The sequence below is a fragment of the Streptomyces javensis genome, from assembly GCF_039525925.1.
Lineage (GTDB): Bacteria > Actinomycetota > Actinomycetes > Streptomycetales > Streptomycetaceae > Streptomyces > Streptomyces asiaticus.
Genome location: NZ_BAAAIF010000002.1, coordinates 1 through 25731, shown reverse-complemented (window position 1 = coordinate 25731; position 25731 = coordinate 1). Strand labels below are relative to the sequence as shown.

Genomic DNA, 25731 nt, shown 5'->3' with positions numbered 1-25731 from the left:
GCGCCTCACCGGGCCCAGGGCTCGTACGCCGGGGAGTCGTCGGCGGGGACCCGTACCTGGAGCAGCAGCGGGCCGTCGGCACGGCCGAGGGCGAGGGCCCGGTCGAGGGCCTTGGAGAGGTGGTCGGGGTGCTCCACCCGTTCGGCCGGGCAGCCGAAGGACCCGGCGAGCGCGGCGAAGTCGATGCCGCCGATGTCGGTGCCCGGCACGGGTGCGATGCCGATGCGGTGGCCCAGCGCCTTGACCGCGCTGTAGCCGCCGTTGTCGAGCAGGACGTAGCTCACCGGGGCGCGGTGCCGGGCCGCGGTCCACAGGGCCTGCACCGAGTAGAGCGCCGAGCCGTCACCGACGACGCACACCACCCGTTCGCCGTCCGCGAGGGCGCGGCCGACCGCGAGCGGCAGCCCCCAGCCCAGCGCGCCGCTGCCGGTGGTGAGGAAGCGGCCCTCGCCGCTGATGGGGAGGCGGGCGTGGAGGGCGTCGCGGTGGCTGGGGGTCTCCTCGACCAGCACGGTGTCCCGGGGCAGCCGCTCGCGCAGCAGGTCCATCACCAGCTCGGGTGAGATCTCCCCCGCCGAAGTGGCCGGCAGCGGCTCGGGCGCGGGCCGTGGCGGTGGCGCGGCCCGGTCGGCGGGGCGGACGAGATCGGTGAGGGCGCGCAGGGCGGGGCGGAGGGTGGTGACGATGCTGGTGCCCACCGGGAGCCACGCGGCCTGCGCGGGGTCGCAGTCGAGGTGGTACAGCTCGGTGCCGCGGGCGAGCGGCGGGGCCTCGCTGTGCACGTGGTAGGTGAACAGCGGAGCGCCGAGCGCTACCACCACATCGTGGGCGGCCAGCCGCTCCGCCAACTGGTCGGCGACGGGCGGCAGAAAGCCCTGGAAGAGCGGGTGGCGTTCATCGAAGCCGGAGCGTCCGGAGAGCGGGCTGATCCACACCGCGGCCCGCAGCCGCTCGGCCAGTCCGGCCACTTCCCGCACGGCGCGCTCGTCGTCCACGCCCGGCCCGACGACCAGCGCGGGGCGCGCCGAGGCATCGAGCGCTCGGGCGAGGCCGGTGAGCGCGGCGGGGTCGGCGGTGTAGCCGCCGTGGACGGTGCGCGGGGCGACCGGCTCGGCGGGGCGGTCCCAGTCGTCCTCCGGTACGGAGAGGAAGACCGGGCCCCGGGGGTGGCTCATGGCGACGCGGTGGGCCTCGGCGAGCGCGGCCGGCACATCGGCGGCGCGCTCCGGCTGCCTGCTGAACTTCACATACGGGCGCGGGAACCGGGCCGGTTCGTCGGCGCCGAGGAAGGGCCGCAGCGGCAGCAGCGCACGGGACTGCTGCCCCGCGATGATCACCACCGGCACCCGGTCCCGGTAGGCGTTGAACACCGCGCCCAGGGAGTGGCCCACTCCCCCGGCGGAGTGCAGGCTGACCAGCGTCGCCCGCCCGGTGCCCAGGGCGTGGCCCGCGGCCATGGCGACGGCGGTGGACTCGTGCAGGCCGAGCACATAACGGAAGTCCTCGGGCCAGTCGCGGAACATCCTCAGTTCGGTGGAGCCGGGGTTGCCGAAGACGGTCGTCATCCCGGTGGCGCGGCACAGTGCCAGTACCGCCTCGCGGACCGTGGTGGTCGGGGGGTGGGCGGTGGGCTCGGCCATGGGGCCACCTCCTCTGCTGGGTGTGGGGGGCGTGTCCTGCGTGTGCTGGATGGGGCGTGTCCTGCTTGCGGGTGGTCAGGTGCGGCCTTACGGGTGGTCAGGTGCGGTGCGCCGCCGAGTGGTCAGGTGCGGTGCGCCGCGCGGTGTCTGCCGAGAGCCAGGCGCTCGACGGCGAGCAGCGCGCTGTTGAGCAGATGCCCGAGCGCGCCGAGCAGCACCATCACCGCCCACACCGTGAGCAGATCGGAGCGGGTCTGCGCATCGGTGAGCGAGAAGCCTATGCCGTCGGCGGTGCCGGGCAGCAGCTCCGAGAACACCATCAGGATGAGCGAGAGCGACAGGCTCAGCCGCAGCCCGGCGAAGACGCGCGGAAGCGCGGCGGGCAGATACAGCAGCACGATCCGCTCGGCGGGGCGCATCCGTACGGTGGCGGCGACGTCCAGCCGCAGCGGGTCGATGCCGCGTACCCCCTCGGCCGTGTTGATCAGTACGGGCCAGATGGCGCCGAAGACGATGGAGGCCAGCTGCATCGGCGTGCCGAGGTCGAAGACCACGACGAAGACGGGCACCAGCGCGGGCGGGGGCACGGCGCGGGCGAACTGGAGCACCGGATCGCACAGCGCGTACACGGTGCGCGAGCGGCCCAGGGCGAGCCCCAGCACGATGCCACCGGCGGCGGCGAGGGCGAATCCGGCGAGCACCCGGCCGAGGCTGGGCAGCAGATCGCGGACGGCCGCGTCGGTGAGGAACGCCCGTTCGGCGGGGCCGGAGAACCACAGGTGATAGCCGTGCTCGACGATCCGGGCGGGGGTCGGGAAGAACACGCTGCCGCGGGCCCGCGCGGCGAGTTGCCACAGCACCACCGCCAGCACCGGGACGCCGAGCCGCAGCGCGAGGGTCCGGGGCAGCCGCCGTGCGGCGCCGGGCGGGGCGGCAGGCGCGGTCATACGCGGCTCCCGCGGTGCTCGGGTGCCCAGGGGAACAGCCGCCGTTCGACCGCGGTGAGCGCCAGATTGATGACGAGGCCGAGCGCTCCCGCCCACACCACTCCGGCCAGCACATCGCGGGTGCCGTCGGTGGCCATGCCCGCCTGGGCGATGAAGGTGCCGAGCCCCTCGCCGAATCCGGCGAGGATCTCGCTGGCCACGGCGAGGATCAGGGCGGTGGCCGCCGCGATGCGCACCCCGGCGGCGATGAACGGGGCGGCCGAGGGCAGACCGGCTCTCAGCAGGACGGCGAGCCGCCCGAAGCCGAAGGCGCGCAGCGTGTCCTTGGCCAGCGGATCGGTCTCGCCGAGCCCGTAGACGGTGTTGAACAGCACCGGCCAGACACACGCGTAGGTGACGAGGGCGACCGTGGTCCCGCTGCCGGCGCCGAGCAGCAGCGACACCAGGGGGATCAGGGCCACCGACGGCACCGGGCGCAGGAATTCGATCAGCACCCGCGTGGCCTGCGCGGCCGCCGGCACACTGCCCAGCAGCAGCCCGAGGGGGATCGCGAGGGCGCAGGCGAGGGCGAGCCCGGTGGCCCAGGCGCCGAGGGTGGCGCCGACGCCGTTCAGGAAGGTGGTGTCGCCGCCGAGTTCGACGGCCCGTACCAGCACCTCGGAGGCGGGTGGCAGAAAGGTGCTGCGCACCATCCCGGACCGGCCCAGGGCCTCGCACGCGGCGAAGGCCACCAGCACGCCGACGGCGCCGAGCAGCGCGTCCCTGGCCCGCCCGGTGCGCTTCCGTCCGGCCGTCGCGGGGCTCACCTGGTGGGCTGGTACAGGACGGCGGCGGGGTCGAGGTCCTTGGTGAGCAGCTTCTGCGTGCGCATCAGGGAGATGAGCCGCTTCAGCTGGGCGGCGCTGGAGGTGGCCGGGTAGTCCGGCAGCCCGATGGCGGCGGCCTCCGCCGGCTTGATCTTCGTATAGCCGGGCAGCGCCTTCTCCACGGCGCCGCGGTCCTTGGCGGCCACGGCCTGGGCGGCGGAGATGGCGCGCTGGAAGGCGGCGGCGGTCTTGGGGTACTTGTCGACGAAGGTGTCGGTGGTGACATAGCCGCTGAGCGGCAGTCCGGCGACGGGTGCCGCGTTGCCGTCGACCACCGTACGGGCCTTCAGCTCGCGCTTGAGCGCGGTGGCGAAGGGCTCGGCGGCGTGCACGGCGTCCACCTGGCCCCGCTCCAGCACCGAGCCCATCTGCGGGAACGGCACCTGCCGGTACTCGGGTCGGCCGATCCCGGCCTTGCCGAGGGTGGCGTTGAGGGTGAGCGACTGGATGTTGTTGAGGATGTTGACCGCGACCTTCTTGCCCGCGAGGTCCCGCGGTTCCTTGATCGTGGAGTCGGCGGGCACCAGCACGTCCATCATGTGCGGGGCGTTGCGCGCGCCCTCGGCCAGCACCCGGGTGGCCAGGGTGCCCTTCTCGCGGGCCTGGAGGAACGTCACGAAGTTGGCGCCGCCGATGACGTCCACCTGGCCGTGGGCGAGCGCGGGCAGCGCCTGGACGCTCTGCTGGACCGGCTGGACGCGGACGTTCAGCCCTTCCTTCTCGAAGAGTTCGCGGTCCATGGCGATGTGCAGGGCGGCCACGTCGGCGAGCGGCAGTCCGGCCACCGTGATGGTCTTCTTCTCCGGCCCGCCCCCGGCGCCGGACTCCTCGTCGGAGCCGCCGCATCCGGCGAGCAGCACGGCGGTGACCGTGGCGCCCGCGGCCAACTTTGCCGGGGGTAAGCGCAGTTGGTCTCTCATGGCATTTCACGATAGGGGTCGTGCGCTGTTCACACCATGGTCGGGAAGACCTCGTCGAACAGGTCGAGCATGGCGCGCCAGGCGCGTTCGGCGGAGGGCCGGTGATAGCCGATCCCCGGGCGGGCCACGGGGTCGGGTTCGAGGCCGGGGTGGGTGAAGCTGTGCAGGGCGCCGCCGTGGAGGTGCATGCGCCAGTCCACTCCGGCGGCCCGCATCTCCTCCTCGAAGGCCAGGCGCTGCTCGACCGGGCTGAACGGGTCCTCGGACCCCACACAGACCAGGACCTTTCCGGTGATGTTGGCGGCGTCCTCGGGCCGGGTGCTCGTCAGGCCGGGGTGGAAGCCGACGACGGCCTTGAGGTCCGCGCCGCTCCGGGCGAGTTCGAGGGCCATGGTGCCGCCCAGGCAGTAGCCGATGGCGGCGAGCCGCGAGGCGTCGGTCCGGGGTTCGGCGGTCAGCACCGCGAGCCCGGCTCCGGTGAGGGCGCGCATGCGGTCAGGGTCGGCGAGCAGTTCGTCGATCCGGGCGAACATCTCCTCGCGGTCCTCGATGAACCGTCCGCCGCCGTGGTAGTCGAGGGCGAAGGCCACATAGCCGAGTTCGGCGAGCCGGTCGGCGCGCTCGCGCTGGTGGTCGGTGATGCCGGGGCCCTCATGGGCGATCAGCACCGCGGGGCGCCGGTCGGTGCCTCCGGGCAGGGCCAGATGGCCCACCATGGTGGTGCCGTCCACGGGGTATTCGATGCGTCTGGTCGTCACCATCGCCGCGCTCCGTCTCCTTCGTCTTGGGGATTCGCCTCGGGGATTCGCCTCGGGGATTCGCCTCGGGGGTTGGGGGGAAGCTAACAGCGGCGGCGCGCCGGGGCCGTGCGGCTTCGCCGGGGGCCGATTCGGTCTGCCGTCAGCGAAGCCGTACCGAGTGGCCGGGCGGTGTATGGCAGCGGCGCTCGCCACCTGGCAGAGTGCGGCCCATGGACTATTCGGCCCATTTCCACCGTGAGATCGTGGCGTTCGAGCAGGCGGCCCGTGGCGCCGCCGACGGGGCGGACGCGCCGCTGATCCCCTCCTGCCCCGACTGGACGATGTCGGATCTGGTGCTGCACCTGGGCGGGGTGCATCGCCTGGTCGCCCGCGTCATCCGGGAGCGGCTCGACCGGCAGCCGGACCTCACGGACGCCACCCTCTTCGAGCTTCCCGAGGACCGCGAGGGCTGGCCGGCGCCCACCGGCGGGCCGCATCACGGCCCGGTGCCGGTGAGCCTCGTCGACTGGTTCGCCGAGGGGGCCGCGCGGCTCGAGGCGCTGTTCCGGAGCGAGGACCCGGGGCTCGCGGTGTGGACGTGGTCGGCGGAGCGAACCGCGGGTTTCTGGCTGCGGATGCAGACCATCGAGGCGGCCCTGCACCGCTGGGACGCCGAGCGGGCGGTCGGCGGGCGGGCCCGGCCGATCGAGCCCGACCTCGCGGTGGACGCCGTGGCCCAGACCTTCGAGGTGATGGCCCCGGCCCGGCGGGCGTGGCGGGAGGCCCCGCCCGGGGCGGGCGAGCGCTTCCGGTTCCGCCGGACCGACGGGCCGGACCTGTGGACGGTCCGCTTCGACGGCGCCGACGTACGGCTCACCGCCGACGCCGCGGACGAGGACACCGAAGGGGCGTCCCACGATGTCGAGCTGGCCGGGACCGCGTCGGACCTGATGCTGTTCCTCTGGCAGCGGCTGCCCGCGGACCGGCTCGACAAGGTGACCGGCGACCAGGCGGTGCTCGACCGCTACTTCACCCTCGTCCCGCCGGTGTGAACCGCGTCCGGCGAGTCGGCACCCCGCGGCCGGGGCCGCGGGGTGCGACCATGGCCGGAGCCGACCACGAGCGAGGGAGCCGCGAATGAACAGCGCCGATCTGCTGGCCGACGCCTTCGAGCGGGTACGCGAGGAGGTGCGGTCGGCCGTGGACGGGCTCTCGGAGGACGAGTTGGCCGTACGGCTCGACAGCGGGGCCAATTCGATCGCCTGGCTGGTGTGGCATCTGACCCGGGTCCAGGACGACCACATCGCCGACGCCGCGGGCACCGAGCAGTTGTGGACGTCCGAGGGCTGGGCCGAGCGGTTCGGTCTGCCGTTCCCGCCCGAGGCCACCGGCTACGGCCACCGGAGCAAGGACGTGGCGGCGGTGCGGGCGGACGCCGAGCTGCTCATCGGGTACTACGACGCCGTCCACGAGAACACCCTGGCGTTCGTGCGCGGCCTGCGCGACTCCGATCTCGACCGGATCGTGGACGAGCGGTGGACCCCGGCGGTGACCCTCGGCGTCCGGCTGGTCAGCGTGGTCGCGGACGATCTCCAGCACGTCGGACAGGCGGCGTTCATCCGCGGCGCGGTCCGCAGGCGATAGCGCGAAAACACCGGGAGCGGGGGCCCTCGCACCGCCCGCATTGACATGCAGGTAATCACCTGCATAACGTTCGGTGTGAGCTCAGAGATGGACAAGGTCTTCAAGGCACTGGCCGACCAGACCCGGCGGTATCTGCTGGACCGGCTGCATGAGCACAACGGCCAGACGCTGGGCGAGCTGTGCCGGCGGCTGGAGATGACCCGCCAGTCGGCGACCCAGCATCTGGCCGTTCTCGAGGCGGCCAATCTGGTCAGCACGGTGCGGCGGGGCCGCGAAAAACTCCACTACCTCAACCCCGTCCCCCTCAATGAGATCCAGGAGCGGTGGATCGACAAGTTCGAGCGCCCGCGGCTGCGTGCGCTGAGCCGGGTGAAACAACAAGCCGAGAGAGCCGAGGAAGCGATGGCCGACAAGCCGGCGTTCGTGTACGTCATCTATATCGAGAGCACACCGGAGAAGGTCTGGCACGCGCTGACCGACGCCGATCTCACGGCCGAGTACTGGGGCCACAGCAATGTGTCGGACTGGCGGGTCGGCTCCCCGTGGGAGCATCGGCGGACGGACGGCTCCGGCGCCGCCGATGTCGTCGGCACGGTGGTGGAGAGCTCACCGCCCACCCGGCTGGTGACCACCTGGGCCGCGCCCGACGCCGATGCCACCGCCGAGCCCTCCCGGGTCACCTTCGACATCCAGCCGCACGGCGACATCGTCCGGCTGACCGTGACCCATGAGAACCTGGCCGACGAGGCCGAGCGGACCGCGGCGGCCGGTGGCTGGGCCGCGGTGCTGTCCAATCTGAAGTCGCTGATCGAGACGGGGAGCCCGCTGCCGCAGCGGCCCTGGCTGATCCCTCAGTGAACCCCGGCCACCGCGGGACGTGGGGGCTCACCGCGCCTCACCGCGCGGCCCCACCGTCCCGTACCGCGATCCCCAGGGCGTCGGCGAGCATCGGCGCGAGCTCCATCAACTGACCGCTGCCGATGGTGGCGCCGCCCAGCGCGTCATAGCCGTCGGCGATCTCCAGCCGGGTGGCCCCCCGCAGGTCGACCTTCGCCATCCGCGCCTTGCCGAACCGCACACCCTCCAGCGCCGACCCCGGGAACGCCACCTCCGTCAGCCCCGCGCCACCGAGGTCCACATCGCGCAGCAAACAGTCCACGAAGGTGACGTTCCGCAGCGTGGCGGTGCGGAGGTTCACCGATTCCAGCTTGCACCGGTGGAAGGTCACCCGGTGCAGCCGCGCGGAGAACATCTCGAGCCCGGCCAGCACACAGCCGCCCAGCTCGCCGTCCAGCCAGTCGGTGTCCGCCAGGTCGGCGCCCACCCATCGCACCCCGTCCAGCCACACCTCATTGAACCGGGCCCCACGGCCACGGCCCCCGGTGAAGGTCACCGAGGAGAACGCGGACTCGAGGAACCGGGCGTGGTCACACACGACCCCGTCGAAGGCGGCGCCGTCCAGGTGGACGGTGTCGTAGTCGCCCCCTTCCGCCAAGCCCCCCTCGAACGGCCGCAGATGGTCCGCGAAGGGCAGATCGGCGAGTTCACGGGGGGACGGCACCATTACGAGGGCTCACTTTCCGGGGGCGGGCGGCGTACGAGGCCGATACTGCCATCCGGGACCGACAACCCCGCCGAGACCGTGGCCGGGACCACCGCCGACCGCCGTGAATGGAAGATTGGCCGAGTGGCGTGTCGTTCAACCGCACCGAACAGGACAACCTGCCGCCCTGCCACCCTCCTCGACCGCCCCGGGCGCGGCCTCCGGGCCCGGGGCGCCACCCGCACCGGAGGGGTTCCTTCCAGGTAGCGGCCGAGCCGGGAGCCGGCCACGATCCGCTAGCCCACGGCGCAATGCACTGTCAATCCGTCATTTCGGGGAATATCCCTGTGTTCGGTGACGGGCTAGCTTTCTGCTCGCCCTGACGCCGGGTCAGGCAAATGGACGACGGAAGGCAGGTCGACGCGGGTGATGCGCAGCCGAAGGGACATGTTGAGGGCGGCTACGGCCGTGGCGGGCGCGGCCGCCGTGGGAGCGGTGAGTGGCGGGGTCACGACCGCCGCCGCCACGCCGGCGGCGCGGCGGCCAAGAGGGGCGCGGCAGCCGAGAAGGGTGCTGAGCCCGGTGGGGACGCGGCTCAACACCTTCAAGGACGCTTCGGGCCTGGTGACCGTCTCGGTCTTCTCGCACCGGGGCAATCCCCCTCAGCAGCACTGGATCGACGAGACGGTCCTGGTCGGCGACGGTGACATGATCGCCATCGGCGGCGGGGCCACCGCGGCGGAATACCCCAATGGGGCGTTGCTGACGGCGTCATACCCCACGGACGACCTGTCGGGCTGGACCGTCAGCTCGAAGGACCACATCGACGCGCAGGCGCATGAGCTGGTCTCGTATGTCATCGGTCTGAAGATCGCCGGGATGAGCCGGGACCAGCTGCTGCGGTCGGTGTACGTATCGCGTGCGGACAGCGGGGTGGCCCCGCATCCGGAGGCCGAGGCGGGCCTTCCATCGTCGGACGAGTACGTCCTCGTCGGCGGCGGGTTCCGGGTGGACTGGCACGGCGGCGGCAATCTCGCCACCGCCTCCTTCCCCGCGACCGAGACCTCCTGGAAGGCCCGGTCGAAGGACCACCTGGTGTCGGACCCCGCCAACCTACGGGTGTTCGCCATCGGCCTCCGGCGCTTCCTTCCGGTGGGCTTCGTGTCCAACAGCTTCACCCGGGCCGACTCCGGCCAGTCCCCGCACCCGGCCGCCGTGGCGTCCGTGGAGCCCGGTTTCGCGCTGACCGGTGGTGGCGCGGAGGTGCACTACCGGGGCAGCGGCAATCTGCTCTGGAAGCTCGAACCGGCCACCACACAGACGCCGAGCTACAGCGCGGCCGCCAAGGACCACCATGTGTCCGACCCGAGCACGATCACGGCCTACTCCGTGGGTATCCGCCTCAACTGACATCGGAGGGGATGGCGTACGCCGGACGAGCCAATCTCCGGTGCGCTTGCCCGATTTCTCCGGCATTCCTCCGTTAAATCTGATCATCAGATGTCTCACTCTGCGACCCGACACGGAGGAAACCATGCACATCGCGAAGAAGGCCGCCCTGCTGGCCGCCACCGCCGGGACCCTGGCGCTCCTCGGCACCGGCACCGCAGCCGCCAACGGCTACGGCGGCTCCGACCGGAACGCCGACGTTCCCACCAGTGTCAACCTCTCCAACTTCATCTTCCAGAGCAACGACTGCGACACCGCCACCGGCACCACCGCCTCCACCGGCGGCGTCGGCCCGAGTGGTGACATCAAGATCGGCAGCACCTGCCTCAACACCATCGGGTAACCAATTGGGGAACCCCGGCGACAAGCGTCGCCGAACCAGCGCGCTCTCCTCACCCTCGCAGCGGTGAGGAGAGCGCGTCTCTTTCGATGCCGCCATCCGAGATGACCGAGAGGCGAATCGTGCGCTGGACGGGTCACTCTCCGGTGCGCTTACCTGACTTTTGCGGCCTTCCGTTCTTTAAATCTGATTGTCAGTTATTTCGTACTGCGTCTCATGACGGAGGAATCCATGCAGATCGCCAAGAAGGCCGCCCTGCTGGCCGCGACCGCAGGCGCCCTTGCGCTCCTCGGCACCGGCACCGCGGCCGCCAACGGCTACGGCGGCTCCGACAGAAGCTCCACCACCCCCACCAGCTTCGACGTCAGCAGCTTCATCTTCCAGAGCAACGACTGCGACACCGCCACCGGCACCACCCTCTCCACCGCCGTCGCCGGTCCGACGGGCGATATGAAGATCGGCAGCACCTGCGCCAACATCATCGGCGGCTGACGCAGGAACAGCGGCCGACGACCACGGTCACCGGCCCACCGCGCTCCCCCCGGCCCACCGGTTCGGGGGGAGCGCGCCCGTTCCGGCCCGATGGCCTGGTACGCCGAACGGGTCACTCCCCGGTGCGCTTACCCGACTTCTCCCGAGCTTCCTTCGTTAAATCAGACCGTCAGATTTATTCGTTCCGTCACCCGACACGGAGGAATCCATGCAGATCGCGAAGAAGGCCGCCCTGCTGGCCGCGACCGCAGGCGCCCTTGCGCTCCTCGGCACCGGCACCGCGGCCGCCAACGGCGGCTCCGACGTTCCCACCACCGTCAACCTGTCCAGCTTCATCTTCCAGAGCAACGACTGCGACACCGCCACCGGCACCACTGCCTCCACCGGCGGCGTCGGCCCGAGCGGTGAGATGAACATCGGCAGCAACTGCATCAACTACATCGGCGGCTGACACAGGGACCGACGACCACGGTCACCGGCCCACCGCGCTCCCCCCGGCCCTCCGGGTTGAGGGGAGCGCGTGCCTCACCGCCGTACCTGGATCAGCGCATGGGCGCCGCTGGTGCGCCAGTGGTCCTCGTGCGCGTCCAGCGCGGTCACGGTCCGCTCGTCGAGCCCGACGATGACGTCCGACTTCAGGGTGCGCAGCGCGGCCACCGGGCCGGGGAAGTACCCGGTGCGGTCGGCGAAGGAGGTGGTCGGGGGCCACAGCCGGTCGCCGACGAGGCGGCGGTAGTTCAGATCGCCCTTCATGACGGTGAGCGTGGCTCCGGCGAACTCGCTCCGCAGATCGCCGGGCATCTCCTCGTACGGCAGCGGGGCGCGGAAGAAGTCGTGCGCCCGCACCGTGAGCCGCCCGTCGCCCATGGCGGCCCACAGCCGTCCGCCGGTCGCGGCCGCGGCGCCCTCCGCCCGCACCAGACGGCGCAGACAGTCGACGACATCCTCGGTGGTGGCGTCGGAGACGTAGTACGGATACGGCTTGACCTGGAGCACCACCCGCTCGGCGCGCCCGTGGTGGAGCACATGGTCGATGAGGACGAGGTCGGGGAGCAGCTCCCGCCCGGCGTTGTCCGCCACCACGCACAGCGTGGCCGGGGAGCCGACGGGCAGCAGCGACCACAGCGCCGCCGAGTCGTCCGCGACCAGCGGCGGGGTGTCGGCGCCGGGCGCGTCCGCGGCCGATGAGGAGATGCGGAAGCCCAGGTCCGCGCGGTTGCCCCAGAGTGAGCCGTGCACCAGCGCGTCCGCCTGCTCCCCGGCGGGCCCGCGCAGGATGTCGTCGAGCGTGGCCAGTTCGGCCTCGGTCCCGGGGGTGTCCAGCTCGGCCTGTTTGAAGGGGCGGAACGGGTCGACGCCCCGCCAGGGGCCGTCCGCGAAGTAGCCCACGGCCTCCAGGAGCCGACGGTAGAAGTAGCTCTCCGCCCACAGGAACGGGACGTCGAACCAGGACCGGCCGAAGTGCTCCCGGCCCCATACCGCCCACCGGTCGTGGTCGTACGCGGTGGGCGGGAGCGGGGCGATGGTGCCCTCGGCGGCGTTGTCGCGCAGCGCGTCGAGGGCGCGGTGCTGCCCGGGGCCGTACGGGAAGGCGCCGCGCACCTTCTCGATCAGTGCGGGATGGCGCTCGGCCAGCACACTCCGGGCGAACGATCCGGGCTCATCGCTGCGGATCACGGGCGCGTCGACGGTGTCGGACATGGCAGCCAGGGTCGCACACCGCGGGGTGGTGCGGCGGGGTCACCAGTGCGCGGGGCGGGTGAGGGACGGGGGCAGCCGGGTGGCGGCGTCGCCCTTGGCCGCGTTCAGCTGGGCCTGGGTGAGGAAGACGGCTCCCCGCAGGTCGGCCGCGCCCAGATCGGCGTCGCGGAAGTCGGCTCCGATCAGATCGGCCGCCGTCAGATCGGCCCGGGTGAGGTTCGCCGCGATGAGACAGGCGCCGCGCAGGTTGGCACCCCGCAGATCGGCTCCGCTCAGGTCGGCGCCGATGAGATCCGCTCCCCTGCGGTTCTTCTTCCTGCCCGGGATCCGGGCCCGTACCAGCTCGCTCGTGCGCAGCAGCAGCTGATTGACCCGGTCGCGGTGGGCCGCCACATCGAGCTCCCTCAGCTCGGAGGCGCTGCCGAGGGTGAGGCGCTCGGTCTCCCGCAGCGCCTCGCGCAGTGCGCCGTGGACGGGCCGGGCGGCAGGCAGGGCCAGCGCCTCGGTGAGGTACCAGAGCAGCTCGTGCAGCTGGCGCATGACGGGGAAGACGGCGAACATCTCGGAGGCCGTCCCGGGGTGCCGCCGCCAGTCCCGGCCCTCGAAGGTGAGCTGGGAGACCTTCTGCCCGGCGCCGAAGCAGTCGTAGACCGTGCAGCCCGGGAAGCCCTCCTCGCGCAGCCGGGAGTGGATCCCGCAGCGGAAGTCGGCCCGGAGGTTGCGGCAGGGCTTCCCCGCGTCCTTGCTGATCGCGAAGTCCGTGGAGGCCGCGAAGGGCAGGGCGACACAGCACAGCCCGAAGCAGTCGGCGCAGTCGGCCCGCAGGGCGGGGCGGTCCGCGGCGGCCGGGCCGGCGGAGGGGGTTTCGGTCGTATCTGACACCGTGTGTGGTCTCCCGCGTGGACGAGAGCACCGCGGTGCGGGGCGGTGCTCGATGGCGTTCCATTGTCTCAAGCGGGCTCAGTCGGGAATGATCAGTTCGATTCCATAGGCGGCGATCGCCAGACACGCGGCGAAACACACCACGGCCGCGGCCGCCGCGATCGTGTCGAGACGGCCGCGGCGCGCGCCGTGGCGCGGGGTGCCGCCACCGGCACGGGCCCAGGCGGCGACGCCGAGCGAGAACATCACCACCACCAGAACGGTGACCCCGAGGCTCACCCCGAAGACCCCGCCGATCGTGCCCCATGTGGTGCCCATACGGATCAGCTCCTCGACGGGGTCGCGGCCCGGTCAGGCGGTCGTGTCCAGGGTGCGCTCGGCAGCCTCGGGGACGCGCGGCTCGTTGACGTTGTCCGGGTTCACCGGGCGCCGGCGCGAGAGCACGTAGAAGCCCACCGCCAACGCGACGGCGACGCACGCCACCAGGGCCACCCCCGCGTTGCCCCGGCCCGCCACCCAGGCCGCCACGCCTCCCACGGCCGCCGCCGCGGGCAGGGTCAGCAGCCAGGACACCGCGATCCGGCCGGCGATCCCCCAGCGCACATGAGCCAGCCTGCGGCCGAGCCCGGCGCCCAGGATGCTGCCCGTGCACACCTGGGTGGTGGACAGCGGGAAGCCCAGGTGCGAGGAGGCCAGGATCACCGCGGTGGCGCTGGTCTCGGCGGCGAAGCCCTGAGGGGGCTGGATGTCGGTCAGCCCCTTGCCCATGGTCCGGATGATCCGCCACCCGCCGACATAGGTGCCGAGTGAGATCGCCAGACCGGCGCTGAGCACCACCCACCACGGCGGCCCGGAGCCGTGGCCGAGCACACCACCGGCGATGAGGGTGAGGGTGATGACCCCCATCGTCTTCTGCGCGTCGTTGGTGCCGTGGGCGAGGGCCACCAGGGACGCGGATCCCACCTGGCCCGCGCGGAAACCCTTCCGCGCCACGGGGACGGCCGCGCGGCGGGTGATCACATACGCGAGATAGGTGGCCAGCATGGCCACCACACAGGCCACCACCGGTGAGGCGACCGCCGGAATCACGATCTTCTCGACGACCGCGGTGAAGCGCACCGCGGATTCCCCGGCGCCCACCCACACCGCGCCGATCAGCCCGCCGAACAGGGCGTGCGATGAGCTCGACGGCAGCCCGGCCAGCCAGGTGATCATGTTCCACAGGATCGCCCCGATCAGCCCCGCGAAAATCATCACCGGGGAGACCTTGGCGTCGTCGACGATGCCGTTGGAGATCGTCTTGGCCACTTCCGTGGAGAGAAAGGCCCCGGCCAGATTGAGCACCGCGGCGACGAGGACGGCGAGCCGGGGCGACAGCGCCCCCGTGGCGATGGACGTGGCCATCGAATTGGCCGTGTCGTGGAAGCCGTTGGTGAAGTCGAAGGCCAGTGCCGTGAGGATGACGGCCACCAAAAGGAAGGAGACGGAGTCCATTCCCGACCTCCCGCACCCGGAGTGGTCCGGCACATCGATCGCGTCGGACCGTCTCGTGTGAAGACCGCTGCCTGCTGTCCACGCTAAGCGCGGTGCCATACGGGCGCCAACGCTGGCGTACGGCCCAACGGCCGGGCCGGGTCGGCGCCGTGGAATGCGTCCGCCGCCCGGCTCCGGCGCCGTACCGCTCCCGCCGCTCGGAGGGCTCACGGGCGGCCCAGGGAGGCGCGGGCGTTGAGCGTGCGCACATCGCCTCCCGTGGTGTCCCGGTAGGTGTCGGTGACGCGGGCGAGCTCCTCGGGGGTCCGGGCACCGGCCCGGTTCATGGCCCGGTTCGCCCGTACGACGGCCGCCGTCGCCTCGCGGCGCTCGGTCTCGTAGCGGGACAGCGCGGTGGGCACGTCGTCCGTCCGCGCGAGCTCGCGGGCCAGGACACGGGCGTCCACGACGGCCTGGGACGCGCCGTTGGCCCCCACCGGATACATCGGATGGGCGGCGTCGCCGAGCAGGGTCACCCGGCCACTCCCCCACCACGGCAGCGGCTCCCGGTCGACCATCGGGTATTCGAGGATCTCGGCGCCGCCGGTCAGCAGAGCGGGCACATCCAGCCAACCCAGCCGCCAGTCCTCGAAGTACGGCAGCACATCGGCGAGCCGCCCCGCCCGGTTCCAGGCCGCGTCCCCGGTGAGCGGTCCGGGCTCGGACATCCGCACCTGGCAGACCCAGTTGACCCGGCCGCCGCCGATCGGATACGCGACCAGCTCGGCGTCCCCGTCGTGCACGATCACCATCGAGCGCCCGGTCAGAAACGGCTCGGCCGGTGTCGTGCCCCGCCACATCCGGATGCCCGACCACAGCGGCGGGCCGTCCTGCGGGTGCAGCGCGGCGCGGACCGCGGAGTGCAGCCCATCGGCGCCGATCAGCGCCCGCGCGGCCGTCTCCTCGACCGTCCCCGTCGCCCGGTCGAGGACGCGTACGCGCACACCGTCCCGCTGCCCCGAGTCGTCGAATCCCACCACCCGCGCCCCGGTGCGGACCGCGTCCGCGCCCAGGCGCTCGCGGACCGCCGCGAGGAGCAGCCGCTGGAGCTCCCCGCGGTGGACCGAGTACTGCGGCCAGCGGTAGCCCTGGGCCAGGCCCCGGGGCTCGGTGAAGATCCGCCTGCCGAACCGGTCGCAGTACACGTTCTCCGCGGTGGCCACGCCGATGGCGGCGAGCTCGTCGCCGAGGCCGAGTTCGATGAGCTCGCGCACGGCGTGCGGCAGCAGATTGATCCCGACGCCGAGCGGCCGGATCTCACGGGCGCTCTCGACGACCGCCGTCCCGACCCCGGCCGCGTGGAGGCTCAGGGCGGTGGCCAGCCCGCCGATCCCGCCCCCGGCGATGAGCACACCCATCATTCGGCCCCGGTTTCGGAGGTGACCTCGGGACGGATCCCGGGGTGGTGCTCGGGACGGGCCCCGGAAGGGACCTCGGAGCGGATCTCGGGGCGGTCGATGATGCGCAGCCAGGTGCCGTCCGGCTGGCGGCGGGCCACCTGCACCCGGCCGCCGGTGTTGTCGGCGGGGCGGGTCGAGGTGAGGGCCAGGTCGCCGTAGCGGACGGTGGGCAGCGCCTCCTCCACCCGGAAGGGACGCGGGGCGTGCGCCAGCATCCGCTCGCAGACGGCGCGGATCGCCTCGCGGCCGACGGTCGTGGCACCCGGCGGGTAGGCGAGCACCGCGTCGGGCTCGTAGAGCTCGGCCAGCCCCTCGGCGTCCCCGGCGTTGGCACGCTCCACGAACAGCCGGGCCAGGTCCTCGGGGGTGGTGGCGCGGGTACGGGTCTCGGTCATGGTCGCCTCCTTGTCTCCGCCTCCACTCTCCGACGGACCCGACCAGAAGTCCAAGAGATGGTTGGTCTGGTTGCTAGAATCAACGCTTATGGAGCTGCGACAGCTTGAGTACTTCGTGGCGGTGGCCGAGGAGCGGAACTTCACCCGGGCCGCGGAGAAGGTGCACGTGGCCCAGCCGGGGGTCAGCGCACAGATCCGCCGGCTGGAGCGCGAGCTGGGCGAGCAGCTGCTGGACCGCTCGGGCCGCTCGGTGCGGCTGACCGAGGCGGGTGCGGCGGTGCTCCCGTACGCGCGGGCCGCGCTCGCCGCGGTGGAGGGCGCCCGGCTCGCGGTGGACGAGCTGACCGGGCTGCTGCGCGGGCATGTGGCGGTCGGGATGGTCACCTCGCACACCGTGGATCTGCCGGGGCTGCTGGCGGAGTTCCACGACGCCCATCCGGCGGTGGAGATCACCCTCACCGAGGCCACGTCGGACGAGCTGCTGGAGGGTCTGCGCACCGGACGGCTCGACGCGGCGATCGTCAGCGTGGGCGCCACGACCCCGGCCGGGGTCGAGCTGGAAGTGATCACCGATCAGCCGATCGTGGCCGCGGTCAGCCCCGACCATGAGCTCGCCGTGCACTCGGCCATCTCGCTGGACACCCTGCGGGGCCGCTCGCTGATCAGCCTGCCGCGCGGCACGGGGCTGCGCACCCGGATCGACGAGGCGTGCGCGGCCGCCGGTTTCACCCCGCACATCGCCTTCGAGGCCAGCGATCCTGAGGTGCTGGCGCAGCTCGCCGAGCGGGGGCTGGGCGCGGCGATCCTGCCCGGTGCGTTCGCCGAGGCACGGTCGGACCGGCTGCGATCGGTCCGCATCGACCGGCCGGCCCTGCGGGGGCGGCTGGCCTTCGCCTGGCGGGCGGACGGCCCCAGCGGCCCGGCCGGCCGGGCCCTGGTCGAGCGCGCCCGTACCGCCCTGGCGGCCGACCCGGACCCTGGGCGCGCCGCCGGGTGAGCACTCGTCTTCCGTGCGCACACACGGCACTCCCCGTTGACAGCTCACCAGGGCGGATCCCACAATTACGCCCATGATCAGGCATCGGTTCGACGCGACGGGACATCTACGCGCCCCGGACCGGACCGGGTGTGAGCGCTCGGGCCTCTAATCGGGACTCTCCGCGTCCCGCGGCCACCGCCCCCGCGCCCCCGAAGCCACGCCGGTCATTCCTCTCGCGATCGTCGCCGGTCGGCCCCTGACGATCCGGACGTCGCGACGCTCAGGACGACACTCCCGTGGTCATCCCCGCGGCACGAGGGCACCTCCCCACCCCCGCCTGCCCCTGCCCGCCGTCACGCATGAGGAGACGCCATGACCGTCGTCGACACTCCACCCACGACCCTTCGCGAAGCCACCATCCCGCCGGACGGCATGTACGAGGGCGCGCGCGTTCTGCGGCGGCTGCCCGAGGGGTGGGAGGAGCGTCCGTACGAGCGGTTCGAGATCGCGCCCCTCGGTCGCGTCATCGGCGCCGAGATCCGCGGCCTTGACCTCTCCCGGCCGCTGGGGCCCGCGCTGCGCGAGGAGCTGAACCGCGCCCTGCTGGAGTGGAAGGTGCTCTTCTTCCGGGCTCAGCACCTCACCTCGGAGCAGCAGCGCGGATTCGCCCGCAACTGGGGCGAGTTGGAGACCAATCCACTGCTCGCCGCCGGTTCCAGCGAGGATGTGGTCCGCTTCGACAAGGCGTCCGGCGCCACGCCGACCTTCGAGAACGTCTGGCACACCGACGTCACCTTCCGCACCCGGCCCGCGCTCGGGGCCGTGCTCCAGCTGCGCGAGGTGCCGCCGGTGGGCGGGGACACCATGTGGGCCGACATGGCGGCGGCGTACGACAACCTCCCGGCGGAGGTGAAGGAGCGCGTCGACGGCGCCACCGCGGTCCACGACGTCATCCCCGGCTTCGTCCGCTTCTACGGACCGGAGCGGCTGGCCCCGTTCCAGGAGATGTTCCCGCCGGTGGAGCACCCGGTGGTGCGCACCCATCCGGAGACCGGCCGGCGGATGCTGTTCGTCAACACCTCCTTCACCACCCGGATCACCGGAATGGAGCGGGAGGAGAGCGACCGGCTGCTGAGCTTCCTGTGCCGGCAGGCGCATGTCCCGGAGTACCAGGTGCGCTTCCACTGGCAGCCGGGCGACATCGCGTTCTGGGACAACCGCGCCACACAGCACTACGCGGTCAACGACTACGCCCCGCACCGCAGGGTCGCCGAACGCGTCGCCATCGAGGGCGACCGGCCGTTCTGACCTCGGTCGCTCCGCCATTACCCCTGGTGCGGCGATTTTCGGCCATCCGTGCGAGCCGGTACCCGGCGCGGCCTTGTTCCCGGCGGATGGAACGATGCACGGCAGTGGTCACATCGGAGGTATAACCATTGCGGAGTGGTCAGTTGACGAGCCGATGGAAGGGGACGGGTGCGATACCGGGTCCTGGGGGCGCTTGAGCTGCGCACCGGCGAGGAGTGGGCCTCCCTGGGGCCGGCCAAGTGGCGGACGCTGCTCGCGGTGCTGCTGTGCCACGCCAACCAGACCGTATCCACCGAACGGCTCCTGGACGAGCTCTGGGGCGAGGACCGGGCGCCCCAGAGCGCCACCAAGCTGCTGCAAACCTATGTCTCCCGGCTCCGCCAGACCATGGGCGACGAGGCCGGACAGACGCTGATCACCGAGAAGCAGGGCTACAAGGCACAGGGCTACCGACTGGCGGTGGAGGCCGCCGAGTTCGACGCCCACCGCTTCGAGCAGCTGGTCGAGGAGGGGCGGCGGGCCCTCGACCGGGAGGCACCCGAGACCGCGGCGGAGCGGCTGCGCGAGGCGCTGGCGATGTGGCGCGGCACCCCGTTCGCCGATGTGCCCCCGACCCCGGCGGTGACGGCGGAGGCCACCCGGCTCGAGGAGTGCCGGCTACAGGCCGTGGACGCCCGGATCGACGCGGACCTGCGGTGCGGGCGCCATACGGCCGTCCTGGGAGAGTTGGAGGCGCTGACCGCCGAGCATCCGTTCCGCGAGGAGCTGCGCGGCCGCCTGATGCTGGCGCTGTACCGGTCCGGGCGGCAGGCCGACGCCCTGGCCGCCTACCGCGATCTGCACCGGCTGCTGAGCGAGGAGCTGGGGGTCGAGCCGACCCCGCCGCTGCGCGACCTCCACGAGCGGATACTGAACGCCGACGCCTCCCTGATGGCCGCGCCCGCCCCGGAGGCGGACCGGCCCGACCCCGCCGCCCGCAAGGCCCACCGGGGCCCGCGCCAACTGCCGCCCGCCAGCCCCGCGTTCACCGGCCGCCACGGCGAGGTCGCGGTGATCCAGGCGCTGATGGACGCGGCCGGGCACCCGGAGGCGGGCGAGGGCGGACGGTCGGTGGTGCTCGCGGCCATCGACGGCACCGGCGGGGTCGGCAAGTCGACCCTGGCCATCCACGCCGCGCACCAGCTCGCCGACCGCTTCCCCGACGGCCAGCTCTATGTGGATCTGTACGGGGCGACCGCCGGGCAGTCGACCCTGGACCCCGGTGAGGTGCTCGGCCGGTTTCTGCGCGCCCTCGGCGTGGACGGCTCCAATGTGCCGAGCGACACCGACGAGGCGTCCGCGCAGTTCCGTTCGCTGGCGGCGGGCCGCCGACTGCTGGTGATCCTCGACAACGCCGCCAGTGTGGACCAGGTGCGGCCGCTGATCCCCGCCGGTCCGGGCTGTGCCGCTCTGGTCACCAGCCGCGAGATGCTGACCACCCTGGAGGGCGCCACCCATCTGCATCTGGATGTGCTCCCCCAGGACCAGGCGGTGGCGCTGCTGGAGCGGGTCGTGGGCGCGGAGCGGGTGCGGGCCGAGCCCGCCGAGGCGGAGGAGATCACCCGGCTGTGCGGCTGGCTGCCGCTGGCGCTGCGGATCGCCGGTGCCCGGCTGGCCGCCCGCCCCGCGTGGCCGCTGCGCACCCTCGTGACCAAGCTGACCGACGCCCGCGGCCGCCTGGACGAGCTGCGCTTCGGCGATCTTGCCGTCCGCGTCAGCTTCCAGGTGAGCTACGAGGGCTTCCGGCTCAGCCGCCGCTCCGACGACCTGGACGCGGTCCGCGCCTTCCGGCTGCTGAGCGTGGTGCACGGGCACGATGTGAGCCTGCCGGTGGCCGCCGCGCTGCTGGACCTGCCCGCCGACCGCACCGAGAACGCGCTGGAGCGGCTGGTCGACGCCCAGCTCCTGGAGAGCCGGGACTCCGTCCGCTACCACATGCACGATCTGATGCGGCTGTTCGCGTCGGAGCAGGCGGAGCAGGAGGAGCCCGAGGCGGAGCGCTCGGCGGCGCTGGAGCGGGCGCTGTCCCGCTACGCGGCCACCGCCCAGCGGGCGGTCACCCTGCTCGACCCGCTCCGCCCCTGGCCCCAGCACCCGGTCGAGGGTCCCGCGGTGCCGCTGAGCGGCCAGGCCGAGGCCGAGGGCTGGCTGAGGGACGAGCTGCCCAATCTGCTGGCGGCCGTCGCCCAGGCGGCCGAGCCCGCCCAGCCCGAGGCGATCGCGCGCCTGGGGCTGCGGCTGGCGCGGGCGCTCCAGTGGTTCCTCTTCCCCCGGGCCCACGCCCAGGATCTCCAGACGGTCAACGAACTGGCCATCGAGACCGCCCGCCGCCTCGGCGACCCGGAGAGCGAGGCGTGGGGGCTGGACGGCCTCTCCGCCGCGTACTGGCTTCAGCACAGCTATGACGAGGTACGCACCACCCTGGAGTCGGCGCTGGAGATCTGGCGCGAACTGGACCACCGGGAGGGCGAGTTGCGCACCGCGTGCAACCTCGCGGACGCGCTGTGCGAACTGGGCCTGTACGAGGAGGCCATCACGGTCCAGGAGCGGCAGCTCACCCTCGCCCGGGAGGCCGGGGATCTGCCGGCCGAGGTGATCGGCCTGGGCAACCTCGGCCGGGCACACCGGGGCCTGGGCCGTCCCGAGGACGCCCTGACCTGTTTCAAGGAGAGCTTGGAGTACGCCCGCCGCACGGGCAACATCCACCATGAGGGCTTCGCCCTCTACGAGATCGGGATCACCTATATGGAGCAGGGCAGGTTCCCCGAGGGCCGGGCCCACATGGACCAGGCCCTGCCGGTGTGGAAGCGCCCGGGTACGTACGAGAGCTGGCGCGGGCACACCTGGAGCGGGCTCTTCCCCGCCTGTATGACCCTGCAAATCGGCCCCGGCCCGCACTGAGCCCCGTCCCGCACTGAGGCGGGTCCGGGGCGGATGCCGAGCGAAGGGGCGGCCGGGGGCTACGGCTGACGGTGCGGCCGGGGCTACGGCTTGCGGGCCACCCCGCCGTAGGCCCACACCCGGCTCGGGTCGGACTCGGCGCCGATGCCCGGACGCCAGGAGGGCAGTTGCACCAGGCCCGGGGCGAGCAGGTCGAGCCCGGTGAAGAACTCCATGATCCCGGCATGGTCGCGGGCGACCAGGGACACCGGGTCCTCGAAGCTGATGACCTCCCAGTTCCGGTCGGTGTCGAGGGTGAAGTCACCGGTGGCGTGGGAGAGGACCAGACAGCTGCCCGGCGCGGCCCAGTCCATGAGCCGCCGGACGATCCCCACGGGGTTCGCCAGGTCCTCGATGTAGTCGAGGACGAGCGTCAGCAGGATCGCGACCGGCTGGGCGGGGTCGAGCAGCCGCCGCAGCTCCTCATGGCCCAGGAGGTCCTCGGGCGAGCGGATGTCGGCCTTGACCATCGTGGTGCCGGAGACGGAGAGCCGGGCCTGGCCGTGGCTCGCCACGATGGGGTCGTTGTCGGCGTAGACCACCCGGGCCCGCGGATTCACGGCCTGGGCGATTTCATGCACATTCGGGGTCGCCGGCAATCCCGCGCCGATATCCAGGAATTGGCTGATTCCATTGGCGGCGAGATGACGGACGGCACGGTGCAGAAATCTCCGATTGGAGAGCGCGGTGTCACGGACTTCCGGTGCGACACCGAGAAATCGCTGAGCCTGCTCGTAATCGGCGAGGTAATTGTCCTTGCCGCCGACGAGATAGTTGTAGACCCTGGCCGGGTTCGCCTCGCTGACCGCGAGACGTCCGTGGTCGGCCGGTCGCCACTCCCTCGTCCTGAGCCCGACGCCGGGTCCGCTGCTCTTCATCGTGATTCCCTTACCACTAGCACTGCCTCGCCTCACCCCCGAGGGTTCCGGATCACCGCGGGTGCGGAGCCGCGCCCGGACGCCACGTGACCGTCTTCCTCGGCCCCGGTTCGGCCCAGGCGACCGGATCCCGTGCCCACAGGTGGAAGGGCAGGTCGACATCCGCGGACACCCGGCTGAGCTGGCCCCAGGAGTACGCCCCGGAGTGGGCCGCGGTGGCCTGGAGTGCCGCTTCGAGACAGGCACGGGCGGTGCGCTCGGCCCGGCAGGTGCCACTCGGGCCGGACCCCTCCACCCCGCCGCAGAGCTGAAAGGTGCTCCAGGCGTAGAGGGGTTCGTCCTCGACATGAGGCTGATGCAGCTGGTCGACGTTCACAGGCCCTCTCCAGACGCGTCCCTACCGGGCGGCTGTAGCGATGCGTCCAGCATGGAAGAGGGCGGATCAGCGGCGGTATACCGGCGGTAAAGCGACGGCCGCGGCGGCTCGACCGGGTCCGTCCCAGTCGGGGCACCGCCGCGGCCGCCTCGCCTTCCGTATTGGAAAAGGCCCTGGTCACACGCCATATGACGGTGTGGCGCGCACCCAGGGCCGACCGGTCACCCGGCCAGCCAGGCCAGGACCTCCCGGTTGATCCGCTCGGGCCGCTCCAAGTGGAGGAAGTGCCCGGCGCCGTCGACCAGTTCCATCCGCGAGCCCGCGGGCAGGTGATCCGGGGCCCCCTGGACCACATCGGCGCCGATGCAGCCGTCGTCGGTGCCGTGCAGATAGAGGATCGGGACCTCCCCGGTCGCGGTGACGGCCGCCTGCTCGGCCGCGTACGCCTCCACCTGGCGCGACGGGTCGAACAGCGCCCGGTAGTAGCCGACCGCGGCGGCGAGGTGGGCCGGATCCCGCAGGCTCTCCTTGACGTGCGCGATGTCCTCGGCGGCGTCCTCGTACCCGGGCGACCAGTCGCGCCACAGGCCGTCGATCAGGGCCATGTCGTGCGCCGCCGCCCCGGCCTCGGCCAGCGGGGTCTGGAACAGGAAGATGTAGAAGGAGCGCTTGAACTGGCCGTAGTCATAGTTGAAGAAGTCGGCCAGCACCCCGCCCAGCGGGGGCACCGACATCGTGACCGCGCGCCGCCAGCGCCCGGGGGCGCTGCCGGTGGCGCCGTACGCGGCGATGGCACCCCAGTCGTGGCCGATGAGCACGGCGTCGCCGTCGCCGCCGAACGCCTCGTGGAGCGCGTTGGCGTCCGCGGCGATCGCACCCGCCTGGTAGGCGCCGTCGGCGGGTATGCCGCTGGGCGCGTAGCCCCTCATGAAGGGCGCCACGGCGTGGTAGCCCGCGTCCGCGAGCGCGGGAAGCAGATGACGCCAGGAGTGCGCGGAGTCCGGGAAGCCGTGCAAGCAGAGCGCCAATGGGGCGTCGGCCGGGCCCGCCTCGAAATACCCGAAATCAAGTCCATTTGCGTTGATGTACTTCAGCTCTGTCACGCCCGAGGATGCTAATGCACCGTCAGGACGCCGTCCATGTATGGCCGGAACGGGCTGCGCACCGGGCCCGGGAAGTGGCAGACTGCGCTATACCGTCCGGAAATTCGATGACGCACCGCGTGTTTTCGCCGGCCGAGCCCCAGGGAGGCCCGATGACCAGCCCGAGCAGCCCCGTCGCGGACCACCGCGATGCGATGATGCATCGCGGATTCCTCTACCGCGACGAGGAGGAAGTGGTCGATATCTGCGTCCCGTTCCTCCGCGAGGGTCTGGCGGCGGACGACGCCGTGGCCGTCGTCGCGGCCACCTCCAACATCGACGCGCTGCGGGACGCGCTCGGGCCGGACGCCAAGGCGGTGCAGTTCGAGGAGGCGCTCAGCTGGTACCAGCACCCGGTCAAGACCATCGCCGCCTATGACTCCTTCGTGAAGGCCGAGAAGCCACGCCGGGTCCGGGTGATCGCCGAACCGGTGTGGCAGGGCCGCACCCCGCTCGAGGTGGTGGAGTGGGCGCGCTACGAGTCGATCGTCAACGCGGCCTTCGCCCACTCCGGCGCCCGCGCCATCTGCTGCTACGACCGGCGTCTGCTGCACCCCGAGATCCTGGCCTACGCGCGCCAGACCCACCCCGAGATCATCGACGGCCACGGGCCGGAGAAGAGCGACGCCTACACCGACCCCGGCCCGTTCAGCGCCACTTGCGACCGGCGCCCCCTGCCGTCCGCCCCGCGCACGGCCGAGTCCGTGTCGATCGTCTCGACCGACCTGGACGCCGTGCGCACCTTCGTGGCCGAGCGGGCGAGCCGGCACGGCATGGGCCATGACGCGCTACGCAACATGGTCGCGGCCGTGAGCGAGGTGTCCACCACCGCGATCCGGCACGGCGGTGCCCCGGCGCGGCTGGCCACCTGGGTCCACGACGGCGATCTGGTCTGCGAGATCTCCGGGCCCGGCCACTGGTACCCGGACGCACTGTGGGGCTTCGCCCCGCCCGCCGACTCCGAGCCGGGGTTCGGGCTGTGGGGCGTCCGCATGCTGTGCGACGTGGTGCAGATGCAGGCCGACGCGGACGGCACCCTCATCCGGCTGCGCACCCGGATCTGACGCCACGTCGACCCGCCCACACACCCACGACCCCCGTGGAAGACCCGCCAGGACGTGAGGCGGGCGACGCCACGCTCGGCCGGGGCGCGGGTCCGGGCCAGCGCCCGGTTCACGGTCTGCTGGGTGGGGGTGAGGCCGTGGTGCGGCCGGGGCTTGACGCCGGTGGTGACCCAGGGGCCTCCTCCTTGGCACCCCGCCCACGGGCGGGCTGACGGGCACAAGGTGCTGCCGCCAACCCCCCACCTGGTCAGCACGGGACACAGACAAGCAGTCAGGCCCCATGGGCAAGGCCGTCCGGTGAACCAGGGTGCCCGGTATGCCCACCGTATGAGCGGCGCGGTCAGACCTGCGCCTGGCCTCCGTCGACGAACCATTCGGCGCCGTTGACGAAGCTGGAAGCGTCCGAGGCCAGAAATGTCGCCACGGCGGCGATCTCATCCGGGCGGCCGATCCTGCCGAGCGGCACCTCCGAGGCGAACTGGTGGAGGTCCGGGCCTACGGCGCCGACCAGGC

The 25731-nt window shown here is 72.3% G+C and carries 27 protein-coding genes and 1 pseudogene; 11 read left to right on the top strand and 17 right to left on the bottom strand.

The window, feature by feature from the left end; translation table 11 throughout:
• Window positions 1-5 precede the first annotated feature (5 nt).
• The 5 genes from mdlC to ABD329_RS02720 form a co-directional block, all read right to left on the bottom strand.
• Window positions 6-1640, bottom strand: a complete 1635-nt coding sequence (mdlC, locus tag ABD329_RS02740) for a benzoylformate decarboxylase (RefSeq protein ID WP_344315862.1) — start codon at window positions 1638-1640, stop codon at window positions 6-8.
• A gap of 122 nt (window positions 1641-1762) precedes the next feature.
• Window positions 1763-2587, bottom strand: coding sequence for an ABC transporter permease (locus tag ABD329_RS02735; RefSeq protein WP_198279382.1), 825 nt, complete (start codon window positions 2585-2587; stop codon window positions 1763-1765).
• Window positions 2584-3393 (bottom strand): ABC transporter permease, encoded by an 810-nt coding sequence (locus ABD329_RS02730; RefSeq protein WP_198279381.1) that lies wholly within the window; start codon window positions 3391-3393, stop codon window positions 2584-2586. Before ABD329_RS02730 ends, ABD329_RS02735 begins: the two co-directional genes overlap by 4 nt.
• Window positions 3390-4373 (bottom strand): ABC transporter substrate-binding protein, encoded by a 984-nt coding sequence (locus ABD329_RS02725; RefSeq protein ID WP_198279380.1) that lies wholly within the window; start codon window positions 4371-4373, stop codon window positions 3390-3392. Before ABD329_RS02725 ends, ABD329_RS02730 begins: the two co-directional genes overlap by 4 nt.
• Window positions 4374-4402: 29 nt before the next feature.
• The gene (locus ABD329_RS02720) at window positions 4403-5134 is read right to left on the bottom strand and encodes a dienelactone hydrolase family protein (protein WP_198279379.1); all 732 of its coding nucleotides are present in this window, start codon (window positions 5132-5134) and stop codon (window positions 4403-4405) included.
• Between the two features lie 209 nt (window positions 5135-5343).
• Here ABD329_RS02720 and ABD329_RS02715 point away from each other — a divergent pair, with 209 nt between their 5' ends.
• From ABD329_RS02715 to ABD329_RS02705, 3 genes are all read left to right on the top strand, one after another.
• Complete coding sequence (locus tag ABD329_RS02715; protein ID WP_198279378.1) at window positions 5344-6165, top strand: maleylpyruvate isomerase family mycothiol-dependent enzyme; 822 nt, start codon at window positions 5344-5346, stop codon at window positions 6163-6165.
• An 85-nt stretch (window positions 6166-6250) separates the two neighbouring features.
• On the top strand, window positions 6251-6757 hold the full coding sequence (locus ABD329_RS02710; RefSeq protein WP_198279377.1) for a mycothiol transferase: 507 nt from the start codon (window positions 6251-6253) through the stop codon (window positions 6755-6757).
• Between the two features lie 87 nt (window positions 6758-6844).
• On the top strand, window positions 6845-7615 hold the full coding sequence (locus tag ABD329_RS02705; RefSeq protein WP_198279384.1) for an ArsR/SmtB family transcription factor: 771 nt from the start codon (window positions 6845-6847) through the stop codon (window positions 7613-7615).
• A gap of 37 nt (window positions 7616-7652) precedes the next feature.
• Here the strand turns inward: ABD329_RS02705 and ABD329_RS02700 are convergent, their stop codons facing one another.
• Complete coding sequence (locus ABD329_RS02700; RefSeq protein WP_198279376.1) at window positions 7653-8321, bottom strand: pentapeptide repeat-containing protein; 669 nt, start codon at window positions 8319-8321, stop codon at window positions 7653-7655.
• A 561-nt stretch (window positions 8322-8882) separates the two neighbouring features.
• On the opposite strand from ABD329_RS02700, the gene ABD329_RS02695 reads away from it, so the two are divergent.
• The 4 genes from ABD329_RS02695 to ABD329_RS02680 all read left to right on the top strand — a co-directional run bounded on the left by ABD329_RS02695 (window position 8883) and on the right by ABD329_RS02680 (window position 11032).
• Window positions 8883-9710, top strand: a complete 828-nt coding sequence (locus tag ABD329_RS02695) for a hypothetical protein (protein ID WP_198279375.1) — start codon at window positions 8883-8885, stop codon at window positions 9708-9710.
• A gap of 124 nt (window positions 9711-9834) precedes the next feature.
• Window positions 9835-10092: a hypothetical protein gene (locus tag ABD329_RS02690; protein ID WP_198279374.1), complete on the top strand. Its 258-nt coding sequence runs from the start codon at window positions 9835-9837 to the stop codon at window positions 10090-10092.
• Between the two features lie 213 nt (window positions 10093-10305).
• The gene (locus ABD329_RS02685; protein WP_246618761.1) at window positions 10306-10581 is read left to right on the top strand and encodes a hypothetical protein; all 276 of its coding nucleotides are present in this window, start codon (window positions 10306-10308) and stop codon (window positions 10579-10581) included.
• A 208-nt stretch (window positions 10582-10789) separates the two neighbouring features.
• Window positions 10790-11032, top strand: a complete 243-nt coding sequence (locus ABD329_RS02680; RefSeq protein WP_198279373.1) for a hypothetical protein — start codon at window positions 10790-10792, stop codon at window positions 11030-11032.
• Between the two features lie 74 nt (window positions 11033-11106).
• Here the strand turns inward: ABD329_RS02680 and ABD329_RS02675 are convergent, their stop codons facing one another.
• From ABD329_RS02675 to ABD329_RS02650, 6 genes are all read right to left on the bottom strand, one after another.
• On the bottom strand, window positions 11107-12282 hold the full coding sequence (locus tag ABD329_RS02675) for a damage-control phosphatase ARMT1 family protein (protein WP_198279372.1): 1176 nt from the start codon (window positions 12280-12282) through the stop codon (window positions 11107-11109).
• A 39-nt stretch (window positions 12283-12321) separates the two neighbouring features.
• A complete protein-coding gene (locus ABD329_RS02670) occupies window positions 12322-13164 on the bottom strand; it encodes a pentapeptide repeat-containing protein (protein ID WP_344315861.1) in 843 nt (280 codons plus the stop codon).
• A gap of 78 nt (window positions 13165-13242) precedes the next feature.
• A complete protein-coding gene (locus ABD329_RS02665; protein ID WP_344315860.1) occupies window positions 13243-13482 on the bottom strand; it encodes a hypothetical protein in 240 nt (79 codons plus the stop codon).
• 33 nt (window positions 13483-13515) lie between these two features.
• Window positions 13516-14658, bottom strand: a complete 1143-nt coding sequence (locus tag ABD329_RS02660; protein ID WP_344315859.1) for an inorganic phosphate transporter — start codon at window positions 14656-14658, stop codon at window positions 13516-13518.
• 206 nt (window positions 14659-14864) lie between these two features.
• Window positions 14865-16055 (bottom strand): flavin-dependent oxidoreductase, encoded by a 1191-nt coding sequence (locus ABD329_RS02655; protein ID WP_198281665.1) that lies wholly within the window; start codon window positions 16053-16055, stop codon window positions 14865-14867.
• Window positions 16055-16492, bottom strand: a complete 438-nt coding sequence (locus tag ABD329_RS02650) for a YybH family protein (RefSeq protein WP_198281663.1) — start codon at window positions 16490-16492, stop codon at window positions 16055-16057. Before ABD329_RS02650 ends, ABD329_RS02655 begins: the two co-directional genes overlap by 1 nt.
• Window positions 16493-16580: 88 nt before the next feature.
• Between ABD329_RS02650 and ABD329_RS02645 the strand changes: the two genes are divergently transcribed.
• The 3 genes from ABD329_RS02645 to ABD329_RS02635 all read left to right on the top strand — a co-directional run bounded on the left by ABD329_RS02645 (window position 16581) and on the right by ABD329_RS02635 (window position 21719).
• Window positions 16581-17489, top strand: a complete 909-nt coding sequence (locus tag ABD329_RS02645; RefSeq protein WP_198281662.1) for a LysR family transcriptional regulator — start codon at window positions 16581-16583, stop codon at window positions 17487-17489.
• A 354-nt stretch (window positions 17490-17843) separates the two neighbouring features.
• Complete coding sequence (locus ABD329_RS02640; RefSeq protein ID WP_198282286.1) at window positions 17844-18779, top strand: TauD/TfdA dioxygenase family protein; 936 nt, start codon at window positions 17844-17846, stop codon at window positions 18777-18779.
• A gap of 168 nt (window positions 18780-18947) precedes the next feature.
• A complete protein-coding gene (locus tag ABD329_RS02635; RefSeq protein WP_344315858.1) occupies window positions 18948-21719 on the top strand; it encodes an AfsR/SARP family transcriptional regulator in 2772 nt (923 codons plus the stop codon).
• Between the two features lie 83 nt (window positions 21720-21802).
• Here the strand turns inward: ABD329_RS02635 and ABD329_RS02630 are convergent, their stop codons facing one another.
• The 3 genes from ABD329_RS02630 to ABD329_RS02620 form a co-directional block, all read right to left on the bottom strand.
• Window positions 21803-22636 carry an SAM-dependent methyltransferase gene (locus ABD329_RS02630; RefSeq protein WP_198278866.1) on the bottom strand — a complete coding sequence of 278 codons (834 nt, stop codon included), beginning with the start codon at window positions 22634-22636 and terminating at the stop codon, window positions 21803-21805.
• Between the two features lie 52 nt (window positions 22637-22688).
• A complete protein-coding gene (locus ABD329_RS02625; protein WP_198278867.1) occupies window positions 22689-23012 on the bottom strand; it encodes a hypothetical protein in 324 nt (107 codons plus the stop codon).
• Between the two features lie 221 nt (window positions 23013-23233).
• On the bottom strand, window positions 23234-24115 hold the full coding sequence (locus ABD329_RS02620; protein WP_198278868.1) for an alpha/beta fold hydrolase: 882 nt from the start codon (window positions 24113-24115) through the stop codon (window positions 23234-23236).
• A gap of 152 nt (window positions 24116-24267) precedes the next feature.
• Between ABD329_RS02620 and ABD329_RS02615 the strand changes: the two genes are divergently transcribed.
• The gene (locus tag ABD329_RS02615; RefSeq protein WP_198278869.1) at window positions 24268-25218 is read left to right on the top strand and encodes a sensor histidine kinase; all 951 of its coding nucleotides are present in this window, start codon (window positions 24268-24270) and stop codon (window positions 25216-25218) included.
• A 26-nt stretch (window positions 25219-25244) separates the two neighbouring features.
• Here ABD329_RS02615 and ABD329_RS02610 read toward each other — a convergent pair.
• Both ABD329_RS02610 and ABD329_RS02605 read right to left on the bottom strand, forming a co-directional pair.
• A pseudogene (locus ABD329_RS02610) lies at window positions 25245-25406 on the bottom strand (IS5/IS1182 family transposase); the annotation flags it as partial.
• Between the two features lie 152 nt (window positions 25407-25558).
• Window positions 25559-25731: SDR family oxidoreductase (locus ABD329_RS02605; protein ID WP_344315955.1), on the bottom strand; the 173-nt coding region annotated here is incomplete at its 5' end.

Bases quoted from the DNA above. Each gene is read 5' to 3' on its own strand.
- ABD329_RS02720 (WP_198279379.1), bottom strand. From the start codon at position 5,134: ATGGTGACGACCAGACGCATCGAATACCCCGTGGACGGCACCACCATG.
- ABD329_RS02615 (WP_198278869.1), top strand. From the start codon at position 24,268: ATGACCAGCCCGAGCAGCCCCGTCGCGGACCACCGCGATGCGATGATG.
- ABD329_RS02725 (WP_198279380.1), bottom strand. From the start codon at position 4,373: ATGAGAGACCAACTGCGCTTACCCCCGGCAAAGTTGGCCGCGGGCGCC.
- ABD329_RS02640 (WP_198282286.1), top strand. From the start codon at position 17,844: ATGACCGTCGTCGACACTCCACCCACGACCCTTCGCGAAGCCACCATC.
- ABD329_RS02680 (WP_198279373.1), top strand. From the start codon at position 10,790: ATGCAGATCGCGAAGAAGGCCGCCCTGCTGGCCGCGACCGCAGGCGCC.
- ABD329_RS02735 (WP_198279382.1), bottom strand. From the start codon at position 2,587: ATGACCGCGCCTGCCGCCCCGCCCGGCGCCGCACGGCGGCTGCCCCGG.
- ABD329_RS02665 (WP_344315860.1), bottom strand. From the start codon at position 13,482: ATGGGCACCACATGGGGCACGATCGGCGGGGTCTTCGGGGTGAGCCTC.
- ABD329_RS02705 (WP_198279384.1), top strand. From the start codon at position 6,845: ATGGACAAGGTCTTCAAGGCACTGGCCGACCAGACCCGGCGGTATCTG.
- ABD329_RS02700 (WP_198279376.1), bottom strand. From the start codon at position 8,321: ATGGTGCCGTCCCCCCGTGAACTCGCCGATCTGCCCTTCGCGGACCAT.
- ABD329_RS02710 (WP_198279377.1), top strand. From the start codon at position 6,251: ATGAACAGCGCCGATCTGCTGGCCGACGCCTTCGAGCGGGTACGCGAG.
- mdlC (WP_344315862.1), bottom strand. From the start codon at position 1,640: ATGGCCGAGCCCACCGCCCACCCCCCGACCACCACGGTCCGCGAGGCG.
- ABD329_RS02655 (WP_198281665.1), bottom strand. From the start codon at position 16,055: ATGGGTGTGCTCATCGCCGGGGGCGGGATCGGCGGGCTGGCCACCGCC.
- ABD329_RS02645 (WP_198281662.1), top strand. From the start codon at position 16,581: ATGGAGCTGCGACAGCTTGAGTACTTCGTGGCGGTGGCCGAGGAGCGG.
- ABD329_RS02690 (WP_198279374.1), top strand. From the start codon at position 9,835: ATGCACATCGCGAAGAAGGCCGCCCTGCTGGCCGCCACCGCCGGGACC.
- ABD329_RS02660 (WP_344315859.1), bottom strand. From the start codon at position 14,658: ATGGACTCCGTCTCCTTCCTTTTGGTGGCCGTCATCCTCACGGCACTG.
- ABD329_RS02715 (WP_198279378.1), top strand. From the start codon at position 5,344: ATGGACTATTCGGCCCATTTCCACCGTGAGATCGTGGCGTTCGAGCAG.
- ABD329_RS02650 (WP_198281663.1), bottom strand. From the start codon at position 16,492: ATGACCGAGACCCGTACCCGCGCCACCACCCCCGAGGACCTGGCCCGG.
- ABD329_RS02685 (WP_246618761.1), top strand. From the start codon at position 10,306: ATGACGGAGGAATCCATGCAGATCGCCAAGAAGGCCGCCCTGCTGGCC.
- ABD329_RS02630 (WP_198278866.1), bottom strand. From the start codon at position 22,636: ATGAAGAGCAGCGGACCCGGCGTCGGGCTCAGGACGAGGGAGTGGCGA.
- ABD329_RS02675 (WP_198279372.1), bottom strand. From the start codon at position 12,282: ATGTCCGACACCGTCGACGCGCCCGTGATCCGCAGCGATGAGCCCGGA.